Here is an 18,512-nt window from a genome sequence, read left to right as displayed (position 1 = left end):
CCGCCATGACCGACGCGACCGGCGTGCACGACCGGCTCCAGGCCCTGGCCGCCGAGCTCGCGGCGGCGGGCGAACGGGCCGGGGCGCCCTGCCTCGACCCGGTGAACGGCGCGATGATCCGCAACTGGACGCAGGCGCTCGGCGACACCGGCGACTGGGCCGAGGTCGCGCCGCCGGCGATGATCCAGGTCTGGTCCATGCCGGGCCTCGTCGCGCAGAAAGGTGCGTCGGCCGCCGACGAGATCATGCGGCTGCTGAACGAGTCGGGCTTCACCGGGGTCGTCGCGACCAACTGCGAGCAGACGTACGACCGCTACGTGAAGGTCGGCGAGCAGCTCCGGTCGACGATGCGGTTCGGCGGGCTTACCGGGCCGAAGAAAACCGGGATGGGTGAGGGTTACTTCGTCACCTGGTACCAGACCTGGTACGACGAGAATGACGAACGCGTCGCCGAGATGCTCTTCCGTGTCCTCAAGTTCCAGCCGCGCAAGCGCAGCGGCGCCAAGTCCAAGGGCGGGCCGATTAGGCCCGCGATCGGACTGGACACCGCGTTCTACTGGGACGGCGCCAAGGAAGGGGAACTGCGGGTCCAGCGCTGCGCCGACTGCGGAGTGCTCCGCCACCCGCCCGGTCCGATGTGCCCGAAGTGCCACTCGGTCAAGCGTGACTACGTGGTCGCAAGCGGACGCGGTCAGGTGCACAGCTATGTCGTGCACCACCATCCCCCCGTACCCGGCAAGACCCCGCCGTACGTGGTGGCGGTGATCGAACTCGACGAGGGTGTACGGGTCGTGGGCAACGTCAACGGCTGCCCGCCCGAGGACGTGTCGATCGGCATGCCGGTGAAGGCCGTCTTCGAGCGCGTGGACGACGACCTGACGCTCCCGCAATGGATCCCCGCCGACGCGCCCGCCGAGGCCCCGGAGACCGTCGCGGAGGAGCCGCACGCCGACCTGGAGATCCCGCTGACCCCCACGTTCGTGATCGCCACGGCTCTCGCCACCCGCGACTTCACGCCCGTCCATCACGACACCGAGCTGGCCCGCGCTCAGGGGACCAAAGACATCTTCCTCAACATCCTCACGTCCATCGGCCTCGTCCAGCGCGCGGCGCTCCAAGCCGAGCCCGGCGCGGTCCTGGCGAGCATCTCCGTCCGGCTCGGTGTCCCCGCGTACGCCGGGGACACCCTCCGCGTCTTCACCGAACGGGTCGACGCGACGACGCTGAAGGTGCGCGGCGCGGTGAGCCTCGGCGACCACGCGACGGCGACCGTACGGATCAAGGAGAGCGAGTGAGCCTCTCAGGCAAGACCGCGATCGCTGGGATCGGGGCGACGGAGTTCTCCAAGGAGTCGGGCCGGTCGGAGCTGCAACTCGCCGCCGAGGCATGCCTGGACGCGATCCGCGACGCCGGTCTCAAGCCGTCGGACGTGGACGGACTGGTGACGTTCGCGGCGGACGCCAACGCCGAGATCGCCGTGCAGCGCGAGCTGGGCATCCCGGAGCTGCGCTTCTTCTCCCGGGTGGAGTACGGCGGCGGCGCGGCGTGCGGCACCGTGGCGCACGCGGCGATGGCCGTCGCGACCGGGCAGGCGGACGTCGTCGTCTGCTACCGCGCGTTCAACGAACGATCGGGGCACCGCTTCGGCCAGGCCAACCGTTCGGCGCGGGTGGACTCGACCGGGCTGGAGTTCTCCTGGCACCTTCCGTACGGCTTCGCCACCCCGGCGGCCTGGGTCGCGATGCAGGCCCGCCGCTACATGCACGAGTACGGCGCGACCAGCGAGGACTTCGGGCGCGTCGCGGTCGCGATGCGGCGGCACGCCGCGACCAACCCCAAGGCCTGGTTCCACCAGCGGCCGATCACGCTCGCGGAACACCAGGAGTCCCGCTGGATCGTGGACCCGCTGCACCTGCTGGACTGCTGCCAGGAGTCCGACGGCGGCGTGGCCATCGTCGTGACCAGCGTGGAACGGGCCCGCGACCTCCCGAACCCGCCCGTCGTCATCAACGCGGCGGCGCAGGGCACCGGACCCGACCAGATGATGATGTTCAGCTACTACAGCGGCGACCTGGCCGCGCTGCCCGCGATGGGCAACGTGGGCGGGCGCCTGTGGGAGCAGTCGGGGCTGGCCCCGGCGGACATCCAGACGGCGATCCTGTACGACCACTTCACCCCGTTCGTACTGATCCAGCTGGAGGAGCTGGGTTTCTGCGGACGCGGCGAGGCACGCGACTTCATCAAGGACGGCGGCATTGAAATTGACGGGCGGCTTCCGGTCAACCCGAACGGGGGTCAGTTGGGTGAGGCGTACATCCACGGCATGAACGGCATCGCCGAGGGCGTGCGGCAGGTCCGCGGCACCTCGGTCAACCAGGTCGAGGACGTGCGCAACGTCCTGGTGACCGCCGGAACGGGCGTGCCCACCAGCGGCCTGGTCCTCGGCGTCAGCTGACGATGCGTCAGCTGAAGATGCCGAGATCGACGGGAGTGCCGAGCCAGGAGCCTTCGACGATCCGGCGCGGCAGGTAGTCGGTCTCGACGGCGACCGGCCAGCCCCGGTCGTGCGCGGCGCAGGCCAGCCCCAGGGCGTCGATCCAGATCAGCCCCTCGACGTCGTCGACGCGGTCGCCAGCCGAGTAGTACTGCCGGTAGAGGTCCAAGCCCTCGGTCATCGCCTTGTCGAAGCCCTCCTGGTCGTCGGCCACCAAGCGGTCGAGCATGTGCACCCGCGGGTTGCGCAGGCACTCCCAGTGGTCGTCGCCGCTCTTCTTGGCCAGCGCCGTGTCCAGATGGGTACGGGCATCCCCGCCGGCCAGGAAAGCGCGCAGGGCGAGAGCGTAGGCCGGGACGTCTGGTCCGGCGCCGCGGCTCTTGCCGAAGACCTCGTCGGCCACGCCGCCGAGAAACACCAGGTCGTCGGCCGACCGGGCGGTGAGCGCGAAGGCGACCGCCTTGGCGTACTCCCAGTGGCCGCTGTAGCTGTTCGGGCCAGGCGCCGGGACCGACCCGGTGCGACCGGCAACCGTGAGCTCCAGCTCGGTCTCCCGGGGCGCGGCGGCGAGCCGGAACGCGGCGCACGCGGCCTCGCTCGCCAGGACCAGGTCGGTCCACTGGCGCGGGTCGCCGGCCGCGGGATCGAGGCACGAGCGGTAGGCGAACGCCCGGAGGCAGTCCCGGGCGAAGTCCTGGAAGACCTTGCTCCGGTAGCCGAGCAGGATGCGGGACTCGAAGAGATGCTCGACGTCCTCCGCCGCGTCCTTCTTCAGACGCTCGACCTGTCGGGTCGCGAACTCCACCTCGAACTCGGGCCGCGGGATCGGCTCGCCCGCCTCCGCCGTCCGGGGTCCGGCCTCGGTGACCAGCCGCGCCGGGAGGTATCCCGACTCGACGTCGATCCGCACGCCGCTGTCGTGGGCCAGCGCGGCGAGGGCGAGCGGGCCCCAGGCGATCAGGTCGCGAACGCGCCGGTCGCTCGCACGTTTCCCGTGCGCGGCGAGCGCCTCGGTCAGGGCCGGCTGGAAACCGGTGCCGTCGACGAGCGCGCGGAGCAGCGTGACCTCGTCGCCGGGCGACTGGGCGCCGTCGAGCTTCACCGGATAGGCGGTCCTTGCCGGGCCGGGGGAGCCGTCGGCGCTGTGCGCCTCGTCCTCGTCGCGCTCGATGATCCCGGCGAGGTCCGCCCAGCGGATCGCCAGGGCCTTCGCGTAGACGGTGTCAGAACCGTCCCGCAGGCCTCCCAGCAGGTTGTAGAGCGCGACGAGCTTCGGCCCGTCACGGCAGATCAGCGCCAGGTGAAAGGCGTGGATCCAGTCGCTGGTGTAGACGCGTTCCTCGTCGGTCTGGATGAAGCCGAAGCCGACCCCCAGATACTCGACCCAGGCCTGTACCGACTCGCCCACCGGGGTGTGCTGCGCCCTGACGTAGTTGTACGCGAGCTCGGCCGCGCTCTTCAGCGCCGTCCACGACTCGCGGGTCTCGAACCGCGGGTCGATCTCGGCGGACCGTGCCGCCACGTAGTCGAGCAGCATGTCGCTGAGCATCTCGATGCCGAACGGGCCGCCGTTCTCGGCCCGCGACGCGTCCTCGGCGAGCTGGTCCGGAACGGCGGCGAGCGCCGTGGCGATGGCAGTTTCGTCCACTAAATGGCGGTCTGTACTCATGGTGGACGAGCCTACAAGCCTCGTGATCAGCCGGCCGGTGGAACGGAGGGGAAGTTGATGCCGCCCTCGACGATGGCGAAGGCCTGATCGACCGCCTCCGACAGGGGACGGCCGCAGTCGCCGCGGTACTGATGGATCATGTCGGTGGTCGCGCGGAACGAGCAGGCGGCGGTGGCCGCCACCACGTGCGGGCGAAGGTCGGCCGCGGGGTCGACGCCCATGCGCTCGGCGATGACGCGCGTCAGTGAGGCCTGCTTCTTCTGCATGTGCTCCAGGCTGCCCGCGAGCAGCGTGGGGCTCTTCTGCATGAGCTCCATCATGGTGGACAGGCGCTGGGGGTCGAAGCCGCTCTCGCCGCGTTCGGCGGCCTGGACGATGTCGACGACGGCGCGGCGGAGGGCGGTCACGACCGGCTCGTCCGGCGGCCGGGCGGTGAGCGCCGCCAATATCGCCTGGTGCTGCTCCTCTTGGAAGGTCAGGGCGACGTCTTCCTTGGAGGCGAAGTAGCGGAAGAACGTGCGGGACGAGACGTCGACGGCGTCGGCGATCTCCTCCACCGTCGTGGCGTCGAAGCCCTTCTCGGCGAAAAGCTCGAACGCGGCGTCGATCAGGGCTTCTCTGGTGCGCTGCTTCTTGCGTTCGCGCCGGCCCTGGGGCTGGGAGTCCAGACCCGCGGGGTGGGCCTCGGGGGCGGTCGCGGTCATGGGCGAAGTGTAACGGCCCGGTGATCCTCTGCCAACTGGCGGACCATGAATATTGTCGTGATCTGAATCATGTCTCCTCATGAAAGCAGTCGTTTGACGACAACTGTCATTCTATGACAGCTTGAGATCCGCACCCCCACCCCAACGAACAGCCGTCCAACGGAGGCAGCTCCATGTCCCCATCCGCGGGCACTGATGTGCTCGACGCACAACCACAGAAGCCCCGGGACGACTCCCGCGGCCTCTCGTCACGGGCCGGGCACGGCCATCCCTGGCTGACCCTCGTCGCCGTCGCGCTCGGCGTGATGATGGTCGGCCTCGACGCCACCGTCGTGTCGATCGCCAACCCTGCGATCGCCAAGGACCTCGGCGCCGACCTGTCCGGCCTGCAGTGGGTGACCAACGCCTACATGCTCACCATCGCCGTCACGCTGATCCCGGCGGGCAAGATCGCCGACCGGTTCGGCCGGAAGGGCACATTCATCGCCGGTGTGATCGGCTTCGCCATCGCCTCCGTGCTGATCGGCCTCTCGGGCAGCCTCGGGATGGTCATCTTCTGGCGCGTCGTGCAGGGCTTCGCGGGGGCGCTCCTGCAACCGGCCAGCCTCGCGATCCTGCGCAACACCTTCCCCGCCGACAAGCTCAACGCCGCCATCGGCATCTGGGGCGCCACGGTCGGCATCTCGATCGCCGGCGGCCCGATCGTGGCCGGTCTGCTGGTCGAGAACGTCAACTGGGAGTCGGTCTTCTTCCTCAACGCGCCGCTGGGCGTGATCGCGCTCGCGGTCGGGCTCTGGGTGATCCGCGAGTCCAAGGACGAGGGGGCACGCGGCTCGTTCGACGTGCCGGGTGTCGCGCTGCTGAGCGGCGCGCTCTTCGCCCTCGTCTGGGGCCTCATCAAGGCGGGCGAGCACGGCTTCGGCGACGCCGTCCCGCTGTGGTCGTTCGCCGCCGCGATCGTGCTCGGCGCGGTCTTCGTGGTGAACGAGCTCCGGGTCGAGCACCCGCTGCTGCCGCTCGGCCTGTTCAAATCGGTCTCGCTCTCCTCCGCGACCGGCCTGATCGTGCTGGGCTTCTTCGGGATGTTCGGCACGATCTTCTTCATCACGCTCTACCTGCAGCAGGTGCACGGCATGAGCCCGGTCGACGCGGGCGTGCGCATGTTGCCGATGACCGCCGTCTTCATCGTGGCGTCGCCGATCGCGGGCGCCCTCACGAGCCGTTTCGGCCCGCGCGTGCCGCTCGTGCTCGGCATGGCCTTCACTGCGATCGCGCTGTTCGGCCTCTCCGGGATCGGCGTGGACGCGCCGTACATCCAGCTGTGGCCGTGGTTCGTGCTGATCGGCCTGGCCTTCGGCTTCGTGCTGGTCGCCGGGACCGAGGCGATCGTCGGCAACGCCCCGCCCCAGCTGGCGGGCGTCGCGGGCGGCCTGCAGCAGACCGCCGCCCAGATCGGCGGCGTGCTCGGCACATCGGTGCTCGGCACCCTGCTCTCCACCAAGGTCGGTGACGTGCTGTACGGCCGCCTGACCGGCGAGGGCGTGCCCGGCCCGGCCGCCGGGCAGATCAGCGACCAGGGCGCGGGACTCGTCTCGCAGGGCGTCGCGCCCGTGCCGCCGGGCTCGTCCTCGGACACGGCCGACGCCATCACGACCGCCAGCCACCTGGCGTTCATGGACGGCTGGCAGACCTCCATGAGCGTCGCCGGGGCGGTCGCGGTGGTCGCGATCCTCGCGGCCCTCCTGGTCAAGCGCGGCCAGACCCCAGTCGAGGGTGCCGCCGCCCTGTGACCGGACGGCGCTGACACCGGACGGCACTGAAATCGGACGGCACTGACACCAGACCTGCGGTGTGCCGCTACCCATGGCCGCCCACGCCCCGAGCGGCACACCGCACCCCGCCCCCGACGACCGCACTCAGGCCACCGCACCCCGAACAGGGGGCGGTGGCCGGCTTGTGACTAGGCCGGCTTGCGGGCCCGGAAGCGGAGGGCCCTGTCGGTCGTGGTGACCTTGATGTCGGTGAAGCCTGCCGACTCCAGGCGCGGGGCGAGGGTGTCCGGATCGACGACGACCATCGTGTCGAAGAGGTGGATCAGCCGGAATCCGGCGCTGACGCGGCTGTCGCTGCCCGCGAAGACCCCGCCGGGACGCAGGACTCGGTGCACCTCGGCGAACAGCCGGTCCTGGAGTGCCTCGGACTGAACGTGGTGGAGCATCGTGAAACAGGTCGCCCCACTGAAGGCCTCGGTGGGGAAGGGCATGTCCGTGCCGTCACCCTCCACCACTTCGGCGGTGGTGTGGGTCCGCAGGCGCTTGGCCAGAGCGGGGTCGATCTCCAGCGCGGTCAGGTCGGGGACCTTGCGCTGGAGGATGCGGGTGGTGACGCCGTATCCCGGGCCCACCTCCAGGACCTTGTCGCCGAGGTCGGTGTCGTCCAGCACCCAGGGCAAGAGATTGCCCTCAACGCATCGAGCCCAAGCCGTTGACCTGCAAAACCACTGGTGAAACCGGTTCATTGGCATATTCCGACGCTAGGCTCAAGAGGGCGATGTCGGATATGAGGTGGCGTGACAGATGATGTCGCGATCCGGACACTTGAGTGATCTTGCGGGGCCGGGCGCCTCGTTCGCCGGGCTCGGGCTCGGTGGTCTGGCGGTCGGCAGCTTTCCGATGCCGGCCCGGAGGAAGTTCCGGGAGCACCGGCACCGGTGGCATCAGCTCGCGTGGGCGGCGGAGGGCGTGGTCACCGTTGAGACCCCCGGCCGGACGTGGGTGTTGCCGCCGGTCCGGGCCCTGTGGATCCCCGCCGGGGTGCCGCACACGACGTCCGCGCACGCGTCCTCCATGCTGCGGAGCCCGTACCTCTGGCCCGAAACGTGTCCGGTGGGCTGGAACGAGCCGACGGTGATCAACGTGCCGCCGCTCCTGCGCGAACTGATCGTTCATCTGGCGACGCCGAAGCTGCCGAACGCAGCCCGGGCTCGCGCCGAAGCTGTGGTGTACGACCTGCTCGAACCGGTTGAGATCACGACGATCGAGGTGCCGATGCCCGTCGACGAGCGGGCCCGGCGGGTCGCCGAGGCGCTGCTGGCCGACCCGAAGGACGGCCGGACCCTGGACGCGTGGGGCCGGGAGGTCGGGGCGAGCAGCCGGACCCTGGCGCGGTTGTTCGACGCGGAGACCGGGATGAGTTTCGGGCGGTGGCGGACACAGGCGCGCATGCGGGCGGCCCTGGAACTGCTGGCGGAAGGGGTCCCGGTGGCGACTGTCGCCCGTCGTGTCGGATATGAGACTGCGAGCGCGTTCGTCGCCGTTTTCAAGCGGACGTTCGGAGTATCGCCCCGTATGTACTTCCGTGACTCATAGGCTGCAGGTGATGGGGTCTGCAGGGGTGATGGGCGGGTTTGTACGGCGGTATCCAGTGCCGTTGGTGTTCCTGGGTGTGTTCGGCCTGGTGTGGCTCGTCCAGGCGGCGATCCTGTCCGAGGACGCTCGCGCCAGCCTGATCGGCTGGGCCAGCACCAACCTGTCCAACCTCGGGGTCAACCCGATCGGCACCATGGTGACCTCCGCCTTCGTGGCCGAGGACGCGCACGGCGTGCTGATGGTCGTGACCGCCATCGGGCTCTTTCCGGTCGCCCGGCGCTTCGGCAACCTCCGGACCGTGCTCCTGATCGCCGTCGCCCACGTGCTCGGCACCGTGGTCAGCCAGGGAATCGCGTTCGTCCGGCTGGAACTGGGCCAGCTGTCGGACTCCATCCGCACGATGCCCGACGTCGGGCCCTCGTACGTGTTGTCGGCCGCCCTGGTCGCCGCCATCCTGTACGGGCCGGGTCGCTGGCCGCGCCTGCTGGCCCTGGGCGGCTGGTGCGCGCTCGCCCCGTTCCTCTTCGCGGGACTGCTCTCACTCGACGTCGCCGCGGTCGGGCACGTCGTCGCGATGTTCACAGGCGCCCTTGTGGGCGCTTTGATGTTCCGGCACGAACGCCGCCGCCCACCCAGACTCGCCCCCGCGCTCGCCGAGATCTAACCCAGCCCGGGCAGCCATGTCGGCCCTTGTCGGGCGCTCGCCGTCAGCCCTGGGGTGTTGGGACGGGGTTGGACGAGGGGCTCGGGCTCGGCTCGCCTGTCGGCGGCGCCGGCGGGTTCTCCGTGGGTTCGGTCGGCGTCGGGTCCTGCGTGCCAGGGTCCTCGGTCGGCGGGGTCGTCGGAGGCTCGGACGGGGATTCCTGCGGCGGCACGGTCGGCGTCTCCTCGGGAGGCGAGGGCGACTTCTCCGGCGGGCTGGGCTTGCCCTTCTCCGGCGCCGGGGTGGTGCCCGGCCTGGTCGGGACCGGCTGGGTCGTCGGCGTGCCGCCGCCGTCGCCGGTCGAGGGGAGCGGTGCGGAGCCCTGGCCCGGCGTGACGGTGCCGCCGTCCTTCCCGGTGGTGCCGGGCCGGTCCGTGGTCGTCTGGTTCGGTTGCGTGGCCGGGCGGTCACTCGTCGACTCGGTGGTGCCGCTGCCCCCGGTCGGCAGCAGGGAGGAGGCGCCGCCGCCCTTGGCCACCGGCCACGACACGAGCAGCCCGGCCGCCGCGGCGGCGGACGCGGCGATGCCGGCGACCGCGGTGATGCTCTTGGCCTTGCGGCGCGGACCGCCCTTCGACGTGTTCCCGGACCCGATCACCACGACCGGGTTGGTGGTGACGATGCCGGGCAGGGGCCCGGTCAGTTCGCCCTCGAACGCGGCGAGGGTGTGATCGCGGAGCCAGGCGGGCGGCTGGTCGGGTACGCGGCGGGCGAGCAGTTGCGGGAGCGTGCCCTTCTCGAACGCGGCGATGATGTCCATGCTTTGTGATCCGGCGCTGCTCTGTGATCCGGCGCCGCGCATGAGCCCGTCCAGCACGGCCCGTTCGAACCGGACGCGCGCCACGTTCAGCAACTGCCGGGCCGTGTCGGGGGCGATGCCGACCACCCGGGCGATGTCGGGGATCTCCAGCCACTCGCCGGCTTCCAGCAGCAGCACCTCGCGGTGGTCGGCGCGGAGCGTGCCGGCCGCGCGGAGCAGCGGGTCGTTTCCGGACGCGTCCCCGGACAGGACGAAACCACGGTCGAGGGCGCCGCGCTCGATGCAGGCCGACCGCGCGAGGGCGTACAACCAGAGCACGCTGTCGCCGCGCGGCGGGTGCTGGACCGTCGCCGCGAAGGTGTCGGTGACCGCCGCCGCCGCGTCGTCGCCGACCAGCGACCAGCAGTAGGCGTACAGGCGGGCGGCGTGCGCGTCATAGAGGGTCCCCGGGTCCCCGCGCATGCTGACCTCCGTGGGTGTCCGTGAATGGGGCAATTCGGTCAAAACTGGGACTGTAGTGGAAGCCGGACGCAACTGAGAAGTGCGGTTACTTTCCGCTAAAACTTCTCACTCTCCGTAGAGAACGCGGTGTGATTGATCACGTTCACGGGGAGTTCATGTCATTTGCTCCGGATTACTTGATTACTGATCCGGTTCACCAGGGAAACTCGAAACTGTTGTCGAACGAGGGGGTTCTGGTGCACCGGGGTCGGCTGTCCGAGGACGACGTCCACCAGTACATACGCGGTGTCTGTTTCAAGAACGGGCCTCCCGGCACGGTCGGCGCGGAGACCGAATGGTTCGTCGTGGACGTCGCGGCGCCCGGCGCGCACGTCCCCGTCCGCCGGCTACGGACGGTCATGGACGCAGCCGAGCCGCCGCCGAACGGGAGCAACATCACCTACGAGCCGGGCGGGCAACTGGAACTCAGTTCGGCGCCGTTCCCCGGCCTGGCACCCCTCCACGAGGGGCTCTCCGGGGACCTGGCGCACGTGACCGAGGCGCTCACCGCCGCCGGGCTCGCGCTCACCGGGCACGGCGTCGATCCGGTACGGACGCCGTTCTTCCAGGCCGACCATCCGCGGTACGAGTGCATGAAGGGCTACTTCGCCCAGGAGTTCGCCGACGTCGGCATGGCGATGATGTGCTCGACCGCCTCCGTCCAGGTGTGCGTGGACATCGGCGCCGATCCCGCCGACGCGGCGCGGCGGTGGCGGCTCGCCCACGCGCTCGGGCCGGTGCTGGTCGCCGCGTTCGCCAACTCGCCGCTGCGGGCCGGGCACCGCACCGGGATGCGCTCCACCCGGCAGGCCATCTGGACCGACCTCGACCCGTGCCGGACCGCCGCGCCGGTCGGCGACGACCCGGCCGAGGCCTGGGCACGGTACGCGCTGGACGCCCGCGTCATGATCATGCGCATGCCGGACGGATCCTGGCTCGCCGACCCCGGGATGACCTTCCGGGAGTGGCTCGACAAGGGCGAGCCGGGCCAGCAGGACCTGGAGTACCACCTCTCCACGCTCTTCCCGCCGGTACGGCCGCGGGGCTGGCTGGAGCTGCGCATGATCGACGCCTTGCCCGACCCGTACTGGCCGGTGCCCGTCGCCGTCGCGACCGCTCTGCTCGACGACCCGCGCGCCGCCGCGGCGGCCGAGGCGGCGACCGAGCCGGTGGCGGACCGCTGGGCCGAGGCGGCCCGGTGCGGCCTCGCCGACCCGCCGCTGGCACAGGCCGCGCGCGCGTGCTTCGCCGCCGCGCTGGAGGCGCTGCCCAGGCTGGGCGCGGCCGGGCTGGTCCCGCTGGTGGGCGCGTACGCCGACCGTTACGTCGACCGGGGCCGCAGCCCTGCCGACGATCACATGTCCCGAGCGGATGACATTTCGCGAGCTGAGGAGAACCTGACGTGGCCCCGATGAAGCCACTGGACACCACGCCACTGGACACCGCGCCACTGGCCGCGATGGACGAGCACGCGCTCAAGGAGCTGATCGCCGACGAGCTGGGGCGGGTCCGGGACCGCAGCCTGGGGCTGACCACCGACGTGCTGGACGAGGCCGAGCTGATCAGCCAGGTCTCGCCGCTGATGTCGCCGCTGGTGTGGGATCTGGCGCACGTCGGCAACTACGAGGAACTGTGGTTGTTGCGCGAGGCCGCGGGCATCGAGCCGATGCGGCCCGAGATCGACACGCTGTACGACGCGTTCGAGCACCCGCGCGCGGAACGCCCCTCGCTCCCGCTGTTGGAGCCGCACGAGGCACGCGCGTACATCGAGACAGTGCGCGCCAAGGTGCTCGACTCTCTGTCGTCGGTGCGCTTCGAGACCGACGCGCCGCTCACGTCGGGCGGTTTCGTGTACGGGATGGTCGTCCAGCACGAGCACATGCACGACGAGACCATGCTCGCCACCCATCAGCTCCGCAAGGGCGCCCCAGCCCTTCTCGAATCACCCGGGGAGGTATTGCGGACATCGCACGCCGGGGGTGAGGTGCTGATCGAGGCGGGGCCGTTCCAGATGGGCACCTCCGACGACCCCTGGGCCTACGACAACGAACGCCCCGGGCACATCGTGGATCTGCCGTCGTACTACATCGACGCCGAGCCGGTGACGAACGCCGCGTACCTCGCCTTCATGGAGGCGGGCGGCTACGACGATCCGCGCTGGTGGGACCCGAAGGGCTGGGAGTGGCGTACCGCCGGGGGCAAGCACGCCCCCGCGTTCTGGACACGCGAGGGGACGGGATGGGTGCGGCGCCGCTTCGGCCGAACCGAGCCGGTGCCGCCCGCTGAGCCGGTTCAGCACGTGTCCTGGTACGAGGCGGACGCGTACGCCCGATGGGCCGGCAAGCGCCTGCCGACCGAGGCGGAGTGGGAGAAGGCGGCGCGCTGGGATCCCGTCGCCGGCCGTTCCCGCCGCTACCCGTGGGGCGACGTGTACGAGGACGACCGGGCCAACCTCGGGCAGCGCATGCTCAGGCCGTCGGGGGCCGGGTCGTACGAGAAGGGTGCCTCCGCGTACGGCGTCCGGCAGATGATCGGCGACGTGTGGGAGTGGACGTCCTCGGACTTCCACGGCTACCCGGGATTCCGGTCCTTCCCGTACAAGGAGTACTCGGAGGTTTTCTTCGGCCCCGACTACAAGGTGCTGCGCGGAGGGTCGTGGGCGACCCATCCGCTGGCCGTCCGGGGCACGTTCCGCAACTGGGACTATCCGATCCGGCGGCAGATCTTCACAGGCTTCCGCTGCGCCCGGTCAGTGGGTGCGAACTCCCGGTCGGCGGGTGCGAGCTGATGTGCCGTCACCTTGGCTACCTGGGACCGGCACGCACGCTGAGCTCCCTCCTCTACGAGGGGGAGCACTCGATGGAACGCCAGTCGTACGCGCCGCGCATGACCCAGGGCAACCTGCTCAACGCCGACGGCTTCGGCATCGGCTGGTACGAGGACGACGGCGGGGCCAGGAGGTTCCGGCGGGGCCAGCCGATCTGGACCGACGTCTCGTTCCGTGAGGTCGCCGACGTCATCCGGGCGGGCTGTGCGGTGGCCGCGCTCCGATCGGCGACCTCGGGGTTCCCGGTGGACGAGTCGTGCGCCCAGCCGTTCCGGGCCGGGACACGGCTGTTCAGCCACAACGGCAAGGTCGAGGGGTTCGCCGGCGTCGAGAGCAAGCTCCGGGAACTGGCGGGCGATCTCGCCGAGGTGCCCGACGCCCGCGCGCCGGTCGACTCGGCGCTGCTGTTCGCCTTCGCCGCCCGGTTGTGGCGCGAGGGCGTGACCCTTGGCGACGGCCTCGCCGAGGTGGTGCGTTCGGTGTCCGGGCTGGCCCCCGGCCGCTACAACCTGCTCGCCTCCGACGGCACCACGCTGGCGGCCACCACCTGGGGCGACTCGCTGTTCGTCCGGACGACCGGGGAGGCGATCTGGCTCGCCTCCGAACCCGTCACCGAGGAGGCCGCCTGGGAGACCGTGCCCGAACGTTCGCTCGTGACCGCCGGCCTCGCGTCCGGCGTGCACGTCTACCCGCTCTGAGAGGGATTCGTGGATCAGTATCTGACCGCTGACGACCTTGCCAAGACGCTTCGCCAGGACGTACGGGAGGGCCTCACCGGCACGCCGAAGACACTGCCGCCCAAGTGGTTCTACGACGAACAGGGCAGCGCGCTCTTCGAGGAGATCACCCGGCTCGGTGAGTACTACCCGACCAGGCGCGAGCGCGAGATCCTCGTCGCGCGGGCACCGGAGATCGCCACGGTGACGGGCGCGGAGACCCTGCTGGAGCTGGGCGCCGGCTCGGGGGAGAAGACCCGGCTGCTCCTGGCCGCGCTGAGTCCCACGCTCCGCACGTACGTGCCGGTGGACGTGAGCGGGGACTTCCTGACCGAGGCCGCCGGGCAGATCGCCGCCGACCACCCGGGGCTGGCCGTCCGGCCCGTCGTCGCCGACTACGAGCAGCACCTGCATCTGCTGCCCGGGGGCGACCGGCGCCTGATCGCGTTCCTGGGCGGCACGATCGGCAACATGCCGCCCGCGACCCGGATCGGGTTCCTCGGCGGCGTGCGCGCCACGATGGGGCCGGACGACGCGCTGCTGCTCGGCGCCGACCTGGTCAAGGACGAGGAACGGCTCGTCCGCGCCTATGACGACGCGGCCGGGGTCACCGCCGAGTTCAACCGCAACGTGCTGCGCGTGATCAACCGCGAGCTCGACGCCGACTTCGTGCCCGGGTCCTTCGAGCACGTCGCGCTCTGGAACGCCGCCGACGAGTGGATCGAGATGCGGCTCCGCGCCACGCGTGACCAGACCGTCCGGGTGGGCGGGCTCGACCTGGAGATCGCGTTCGCCGCCGGGGAGGAGATGCGCACGGAGATCTCCGCGAAGTTCCGTCCCGAACGCCTGGAGGCCGAACTGGACGCGGCCGGGCTCAAACTCGCCGAGCTGTGGACCGACGACGCCGGAGACTTCTCGCTCTCCCTCGCCCGTCCCGCCTAGGACGTCCCCTTGCGGGTGGGGTGCGCCAGGCCGAGGCGCTTGATGTCGTCCACCAGCCGGGTGGCCAGGTAACGATGGCCCTCGATGGTCGGGTGCACCCCGTCCGGGCGGATGTAGCCCGGCGCGTTGCCGGTGCCGGTGGCGCGGTTGCCGGTGATCCAGCGCTGCGCGATCGGGTCGATGAACGGGATCTTCAGCTCCTGGGCCACGCCGCGCAGGACGTCGCGGATCGCGAGCGTGGCCGGCGCCGGTGTGTCGTTCCCCCAGATCGGGCCGATCAGCACGATCGGCGTGCCCGGCCAGCGCAGCTTGGCGCGGCTGAGCAGCTCCCGGGCGGCCTGGGCGGTCTGCATGGCGGGGTACTTCCGGTCGTTGTGGCCGCCGGAGACGATCAGTAGATCGGGGGCCGGGCGCCAGCCGAGCTGGCTCTCGAAGAGGCCCATGAACGTCTGTCCTGAGGTCCTGGCCGCGCCGGCCCCGCCCTGGGTGGTGCTGCGGCGGCGCGTGCCAGTGGCGACGAAGCCGGTGCCGGCCTTGCCCGCCGCGACGACCTGCCAGCCCAGCAGCCGGGCCGCCGCCGGGGCGTAGGTGGTCTCCGGCTGGCTGCCGCGTTCGCCGACCGTGTAGCTGTCGCCGAGGATCATCACGACCGGGGTGACCTGGGTGCTCGTGCCGGCACCGCCCCGGGCCTGCCCGTTCCGGGCCTGCCCCTTCTGCGCCTGGGACGCCTCTCGCTTGACCGCGTCGCCGCCGAACTCGCCGCACGCGGTCGCCGGGAGGAGACCGAGGCACAGCGACAGGATCGCCGCGCCGCGGCGGGCGCGGCGAGATGACATTGAAGGACCACCAAGTGATTCCGGGAAGGCGTCGCCGCATCTTACCGAGGAGCCGCATAACGCGGACCTAACCTTGCGAGCGCGGGCCCGAAGATCTGCCGACTCCATGTGGTCTACGTCACGCCGTCACATCTCTTACGCGCGATCCGTCGTGTCGGTGACGAGACCTCATCCCAGCGAGGAGGAAGCATGTCGCCATTCGTGTCCCAGATCGAGATCGCCCGTCCGCCGGACGAGGTGTTCTCCTACGTCACGGACCCCGCTCGGTTTCCCGAGTGGCAGTACGACGTCGTGAACGTCCGGCTCGGCCCGGACGAGACGTTCACCACGACCCGCAAGGTCGGACGCGCGGAGCGCACGATGACGCAGCGCGTCACGGTGAACGATCCGCCCCGGCGCTGGGCCGTGCGCGGCGTCGACGGACCCGTGCGGCCGAGCGCGGAGATCACGGTGGAGCCGCTCGGTGACCGCTCGCGCGTCACGTTCTCCCTGGACTTCGAAGGACGGGGGATCGGCAGGCTGCTGGTGCCCCTCGTCGTCCGCCGGACCGCTCGCAAGGGCGCGCCGGTGAGCTACGGGCGCCTGAAGGAGCGCCTGGAGAGCGTCCGCCACGGATAGTCCACCGGTGGCCTGGCCTGGTCCGGTCGCGCGTGACCGATGTACTGCCTGGTCCGCGTCATAGGCTGGATTGAGGCCCATGATGAATCACCCACCGGAGGCCGTCATCGGGGACGTGATGCTGCCCGGGTCCCGTTCGGCCCGCGAGCCCGACCGGGGCATCAAGCGAGGCCGTCATGGCCTGGCGCCGGAGACGGTAGCCGAGAACCAGCGCGACCGGCTGGTCGACGCCTTCGTCGAGGTCGTGGCGGAGCACGGTTTCCCGCAGGCGACGATCAGCCGGATCACCCATGCGGCCGGGGTGACCAAGAAGGCGTTCTACGACCATTTCGCGGACCGTGAGGCCTGTTTCCGCGCGGCCTACGACCAGGGCATGGACCTGATCGTGGCACGCGTGGAGGAGGCCTGGAAGGGGGCCGGGTCCTGCCCGGAGGGCGTGCTGGCGGCGATGCGGACGCTGCTGGAGACGCTGGCGGGGCAGCCGCGGTTCGCGCGGGTGGCGATGGTCGAGATCAACTCGACGTCGCCCGGGGTGCGGCGCGGGCGGACACGTTGCCTGGAGGGTTTCCGGACGCTCCTGACCGATCCCGCACCCGAGCCCGGCGTGGCGGGGGTCCCCGAGGCGGTGGCGGACGCGGTCGTCGGCGGCGTCTACAGCGCCATCTACCTCTGGGTGGACGCGGGCCGGACGGCGGAGCTGCCGGAGATGGTCTCCTCCCTCACCTATTTCGTCCTCCTTCCCCTGCTGGGGAAGGAGGAGGCCGCCCGGGAAATGGCGCGGATGGGCGTGAACGCCGGGGCGTCCGATCACCCCGCCTACTCAAGCTAGCGTCGGCTCATCCAGAGGACGCAGCTCGTCGGCATAGCTCACCGACACGCGGCGCATCACGCCGTCGTCGTCGATGGAGTACTGCCCGAGCCGCCAGAGTGGCGGCGAGTAGGCGTGGATCGAGACGCTCGCCGCGTCCAGGCCGACGAGCCGGTGGATGTGGTCGGCGCTGAACGAGAACGACGAACCCGCGGGGATGACGGTCTTGACGTGGGCGCCGCCGATCCGCGGGTTGCACTCCTCCAGGGCACCCGCGACGACCCGTACGGCTCCCGAGGAGATGTCGTGGTCGTGCCAGCCGGTGTCGTTCTCCGGTGTCCAGCAGAGCAACCACACGTCCACGTACTCGTCGCGGTACAGCGAGGCATAGTGCCGCTGCCCTTCGGAGAAGGCGACGTGCTGCCGCCAGACTTCGGGTCGTTCGGCGAGCCCGTCGACCAGGGCGCGCAGTTCGCGGCGGTCCAACGGGCGGGCCGGCAGGCTGTCGATGCCCGGGTCGTCGAGACGGATGGCGGTGCCCTGGGCGCAGGTCGTGACCTCAGGCGGCATGGATCGGCTCCTTTCCTGTAAGCAGACGGTGTGGGTTGGTCACGCGGAACGCGTGGTGTGCGGCCTCGCCGAGCGCGAGGTCGGCGGGTCCGGCGTACGGCCGGTCGGTGCCGTGGACGATCACGTCGATGCCGAGCGCGCGGACGGCGGCGTCGGCGGCGCGCGGCCCGTACGAGGAGGTCTCGACGTACGCGCCGGGGTCGACCTCGCCGCGGCCGCCGCCCCGGGCCGCCAGGCGTTCGCCGTGCAGGGGCGCGAGCCCGGCGAGCAGCGCGAAGCACACGCGCAGCCGGGGGTGGCGCGGCCGGCCGAACGCGCGGAACGCGAACCAGGCGGAGTGCATTTGCTGGACGTACGGCACCAGGGCCGGCCACCATGCCGGGCCGCCGCCGGTGCCGGGTGCGGGGCCGGGGTGGACGAAGAGGGGCAGGCCGCGCTCTTCCAGGACGTCGAGCAGCGGGCCGCAACGGTCGTATCCGGCGGCGTCGGCCAGCGCGGTGGCGGGCAACTGGAGGCCGGCGAACCCCTGGTCGAGGTCCTTGGCGAGCTGCCCGGCGTCGATGTCCCGTACGGAGGCGGCGGCCCAGGACCCGAACGGGTGGGGCAGCGTCAGGGCCCCGGCGTGGTAGGCGTCCAGCAGCGGCCGGGCCTCGCCCGCCGGAAGCCCTTCGATGCCGAGCGGTGACGAGAGCGAGACCAGCGCGAGGTCGATCCCATCGGCTTCGACCTGCCCGGCTCGGACGGCGATGTCATGGTCGGCCGGATCGACCTCGTAGGGCGGCTCGCCCGCAAGGTGCAGCGTCCACCCGTCCAGATACGGAGGTGTGCGGCGACCGCGGAGGGCCTCGATGAACGGGGCGCTCCACAGATGCTGATGCACGTCGATGTTTCGCATAACTCCTGGAAGTGGCTACTGAACCGCATCAGTTAACCGTTTCAGTGAACCGGTTCAGGAGCCGTCCCGTCAAGTCGGATACCGTGGAAAGCCGGCCCGAC

At 70.9% G+C, this 18,512-nt stretch carries 18 protein-coding genes; 11 read left to right on the top strand and 7 right to left on the bottom strand.

What is annotated here, in order from left to right:
* Positions 1-5: 5 nt before the first annotated feature.
* Together ACH34W_RS40300 and ACH34W_RS40295 are read left to right on the top strand one after the other, a co-directional pair.
* Complete coding sequence (locus tag ACH34W_RS40300; RefSeq protein ID WP_395966460.1) at positions 6-1,295, top strand: OB-fold domain-containing protein; 1,290 nt, start codon at positions 6-8, stop codon at positions 1,293-1,295.
* A complete protein-coding gene (locus ACH34W_RS40295) occupies positions 1,292-2,455 on the top strand; it encodes a lipid-transfer protein (RefSeq protein ID WP_395966459.1) in 1,164 nt (387 codons plus the stop codon). Before ACH34W_RS40300 ends, ACH34W_RS40295 begins: the two co-directional genes overlap by 4 nt.
* A gap of 7 nt (positions 2,456-2,462) precedes the next feature.
* Here the strand turns inward: ACH34W_RS40295 and ACH34W_RS40290 are convergent, their stop codons facing one another.
* Both ACH34W_RS40290 and ACH34W_RS40285 read right to left on the bottom strand, forming a co-directional pair.
* On the bottom strand, positions 2,463-4,163 hold the full coding sequence (locus ACH34W_RS40290) for an immunity 49 family protein (RefSeq protein WP_395966458.1): 1,701 nt from the start codon (positions 4,161-4,163) through the stop codon (positions 2,463-2,465).
* Positions 4,164-4,189: 26 nt separating this feature from the next.
* A complete protein-coding gene (locus tag ACH34W_RS40285; protein WP_395966457.1) occupies positions 4,190-4,867 on the bottom strand; it encodes a TetR family transcriptional regulator in 678 nt (225 codons plus the stop codon).
* Between the two features lie 173 nt (positions 4,868-5,040).
* On the opposite strand from ACH34W_RS40285, the gene ACH34W_RS40280 reads away from it, so the two are divergent.
* The gene (locus ACH34W_RS40280; protein ID WP_395966456.1) at positions 5,041-6,657 is read left to right on the top strand and encodes an MFS transporter; all 1,617 of its coding nucleotides are present in this window, start codon (positions 5,041-5,043) and stop codon (positions 6,655-6,657) included.
* A 170-nt stretch (positions 6,658-6,827) separates the two neighbouring features.
* On the opposite strand, the gene ACH34W_RS40275 is transcribed toward ACH34W_RS40280, so the two are convergent.
* Entirely contained in the window at positions 6,828-7,310 is a 483-nt protein-coding gene (locus ACH34W_RS40275; RefSeq protein WP_395966455.1) for a class I SAM-dependent methyltransferase, read from the bottom strand.
* Positions 7,311-7,464: 154 nt separating this feature from the next.
* Here ACH34W_RS40275 and ACH34W_RS40270 point away from each other — a divergent pair, with 154 nt between their 5' ends.
* Positions 7,465-8,235 carry an AraC family transcriptional regulator gene (locus ACH34W_RS40270; protein ID WP_395966454.1) on the top strand — a complete coding sequence of 257 codons (771 nt, stop codon included), beginning with the start codon at positions 7,465-7,467 and terminating at the stop codon, positions 8,233-8,235.
* 10 nt (positions 8,236-8,245) lie between these two features.
* Positions 8,246-8,899, top strand: coding sequence for a rhomboid-like protein (locus ACH34W_RS40265; RefSeq protein WP_395966453.1), 654 nt, complete (start codon positions 8,246-8,248; stop codon positions 8,897-8,899).
* A 43-nt stretch (positions 8,900-8,942) separates the two neighbouring features.
* On the opposite strand, the gene ACH34W_RS40260 is transcribed toward ACH34W_RS40265, so the two are convergent.
* Positions 8,943-10,160 (bottom strand): RNA polymerase sigma factor, encoded by a 1,218-nt coding sequence (locus ACH34W_RS40260; protein WP_395966452.1) that lies wholly within the window; start codon positions 10,158-10,160, stop codon positions 8,943-8,945.
* A gap of 236 nt (positions 10,161-10,396) precedes the next feature.
* Here ACH34W_RS40260 and egtA point away from each other — a divergent pair, with 236 nt between their 5' ends.
* The 4 genes from egtA to egtD are packed head-to-tail and all read left to right on the top strand — an operon-like array spanning position 10,397 to position 14,684.
* Positions 10,397-11,614 (top strand): ergothioneine biosynthesis glutamate--cysteine ligase EgtA, encoded by a 1,218-nt coding sequence (egtA, locus tag ACH34W_RS40255; RefSeq protein WP_395966451.1) that lies wholly within the window; start codon positions 10,397-10,399, stop codon positions 11,612-11,614.
* A complete protein-coding gene (egtB, locus tag ACH34W_RS40250; protein WP_395966519.1) occupies positions 11,611-12,987 on the top strand; it encodes an ergothioneine biosynthesis protein EgtB in 1,377 nt (458 codons plus the stop codon). The genes egtA and egtB overlap by 4 nt, the downstream gene beginning before the upstream one ends.
* Entirely contained in the window at positions 12,987-13,724 is a 738-nt protein-coding gene (gene egtC / locus ACH34W_RS40245) for an ergothioneine biosynthesis protein EgtC (RefSeq protein ID WP_395966450.1), read from the top strand. Before egtB ends, egtC begins: the two co-directional genes overlap by 1 nt.
* 9 nt (positions 13,725-13,733) lie before the next feature.
* The gene (gene egtD, locus ACH34W_RS40240; RefSeq protein WP_395966449.1) at positions 13,734-14,684 is read left to right on the top strand and encodes an L-histidine N(alpha)-methyltransferase; all 951 of its coding nucleotides are present in this window, start codon (positions 13,734-13,736) and stop codon (positions 14,682-14,684) included.
* On the opposite strand, the gene ACH34W_RS40235 is transcribed toward egtD, so the two are convergent.
* Positions 14,681-15,520 (bottom strand): SGNH/GDSL hydrolase family protein, encoded by an 840-nt coding sequence (locus ACH34W_RS40235; protein ID WP_395966448.1) that lies wholly within the window; start codon positions 15,518-15,520, stop codon positions 14,681-14,683. The genes egtD and ACH34W_RS40235 overlap by 4 nt on opposite strands.
* A 189-nt stretch (positions 15,521-15,709) precedes the next feature.
* Here ACH34W_RS40235 and ACH34W_RS40230 point away from each other — a divergent pair, with 189 nt between their 5' ends.
* Together ACH34W_RS40230 and ACH34W_RS40225 are read left to right on the top strand one after the other, a co-directional pair.
* On the top strand, positions 15,710-16,138 hold the full coding sequence (locus ACH34W_RS40230; protein WP_395966447.1) for an SRPBCC family protein: 429 nt from the start codon (positions 15,710-15,712) through the stop codon (positions 16,136-16,138).
* Positions 16,139-16,217: 79 nt separating this feature from the next.
* A complete protein-coding gene (locus ACH34W_RS40225) occupies positions 16,218-16,967 on the top strand; it encodes a TetR/AcrR family transcriptional regulator (RefSeq protein ID WP_395966446.1) in 750 nt (249 codons plus the stop codon).
* Here the strand turns inward: ACH34W_RS40225 and ACH34W_RS40220 are convergent.
* Together ACH34W_RS40220 and ACH34W_RS40215 are read right to left on the bottom strand one after the other, a co-directional pair.
* The gene (locus ACH34W_RS40220; protein WP_395966445.1) at positions 16,959-17,516 is read right to left on the bottom strand and encodes a cysteine dioxygenase; all 558 of its coding nucleotides are present in this window, start codon (positions 17,514-17,516) and stop codon (positions 16,959-16,961) included. The genes ACH34W_RS40225 and ACH34W_RS40220 overlap by 9 nt on opposite strands.
* On the bottom strand, positions 17,506-18,411 hold the full coding sequence (locus ACH34W_RS40215) for an amidohydrolase (protein ID WP_395966444.1): 906 nt from the start codon (positions 18,409-18,411) through the stop codon (positions 17,506-17,508). Before ACH34W_RS40215 ends, ACH34W_RS40220 begins: the two co-directional genes overlap by 11 nt.
* Between the last annotated feature and the right edge of the window lie 101 nt (positions 18,412-18,512).

The organism is Actinomadura sp. 6N118 (assembly GCF_044326415.1).
Lineage (GTDB): Bacteria > Actinomycetota > Actinomycetes > Streptosporangiales > Streptosporangiaceae > Spirillospora.
This window is presented reverse-complemented; position numbering and strand designations above follow the sequence as displayed.

What these genes read in the sequence shown, in the direction of transcription:
- ACH34W_RS40300 (WP_395966460.1), top strand. Translation starts at nt 6, where the DNA reads ATGACCGACGCGACCGGCGTGCACGACCGGCTCCAGGCCCTGGCCGCC.
- ACH34W_RS40290 (WP_395966458.1), bottom strand. Translation starts at nt 4,163, where the DNA reads ATGAGTACAGACCGCCATTTAGTGGACGAAACTGCCATCGCCACGGCG.
- ACH34W_RS40285 (WP_395966457.1), bottom strand. Translation starts at nt 4,867, where the DNA reads ATGACCGCGACCGCCCCCGAGGCCCACCCCGCGGGTCTGGACTCCCAG.
- ACH34W_RS40280 (WP_395966456.1), top strand. Translation starts at nt 5,041, where the DNA reads ATGTCCCCATCCGCGGGCACTGATGTGCTCGACGCACAACCACAGAAG.
- ACH34W_RS40265 (WP_395966453.1), top strand. Translation starts at nt 8,246, where the DNA reads ATGGGGTCTGCAGGGGTGATGGGCGGGTTTGTACGGCGGTATCCAGTG.
- ACH34W_RS40260 (WP_395966452.1), bottom strand. Translation starts at nt 10,160, where the DNA reads ATGCGCGGGGACCCGGGGACCCTCTATGACGCGCACGCCGCCCGCCTG.
- egtB (WP_395966519.1), top strand. Translation starts at nt 11,611, where the DNA reads ATGAAGCCACTGGACACCACGCCACTGGACACCGCGCCACTGGCCGCG.
- egtC (WP_395966450.1), top strand. Translation starts at nt 12,987, where the DNA reads ATGTGCCGTCACCTTGGCTACCTGGGACCGGCACGCACGCTGAGCTCC.
- ACH34W_RS40235 (WP_395966448.1), bottom strand. Translation starts at nt 15,520, where the DNA reads ATGTCATCTCGCCGCGCCCGCCGCGGCGCGGCGATCCTGTCGCTGTGC.
- ACH34W_RS40230 (WP_395966447.1), top strand. Translation starts at nt 15,710, where the DNA reads ATGTCGCCATTCGTGTCCCAGATCGAGATCGCCCGTCCGCCGGACGAG.
- ACH34W_RS40225 (WP_395966446.1), top strand. Translation starts at nt 16,218, where the DNA reads ATGATGAATCACCCACCGGAGGCCGTCATCGGGGACGTGATGCTGCCC.
- ACH34W_RS40220 (WP_395966445.1), bottom strand. Translation starts at nt 17,516, where the DNA reads ATGCCGCCTGAGGTCACGACCTGCGCCCAGGGCACCGCCATCCGTCTC.
- ACH34W_RS40215 (WP_395966444.1), bottom strand. Translation starts at nt 18,411, where the DNA reads ATGCGAAACATCGACGTGCATCAGCATCTGTGGAGCGCCCCGTTCATC.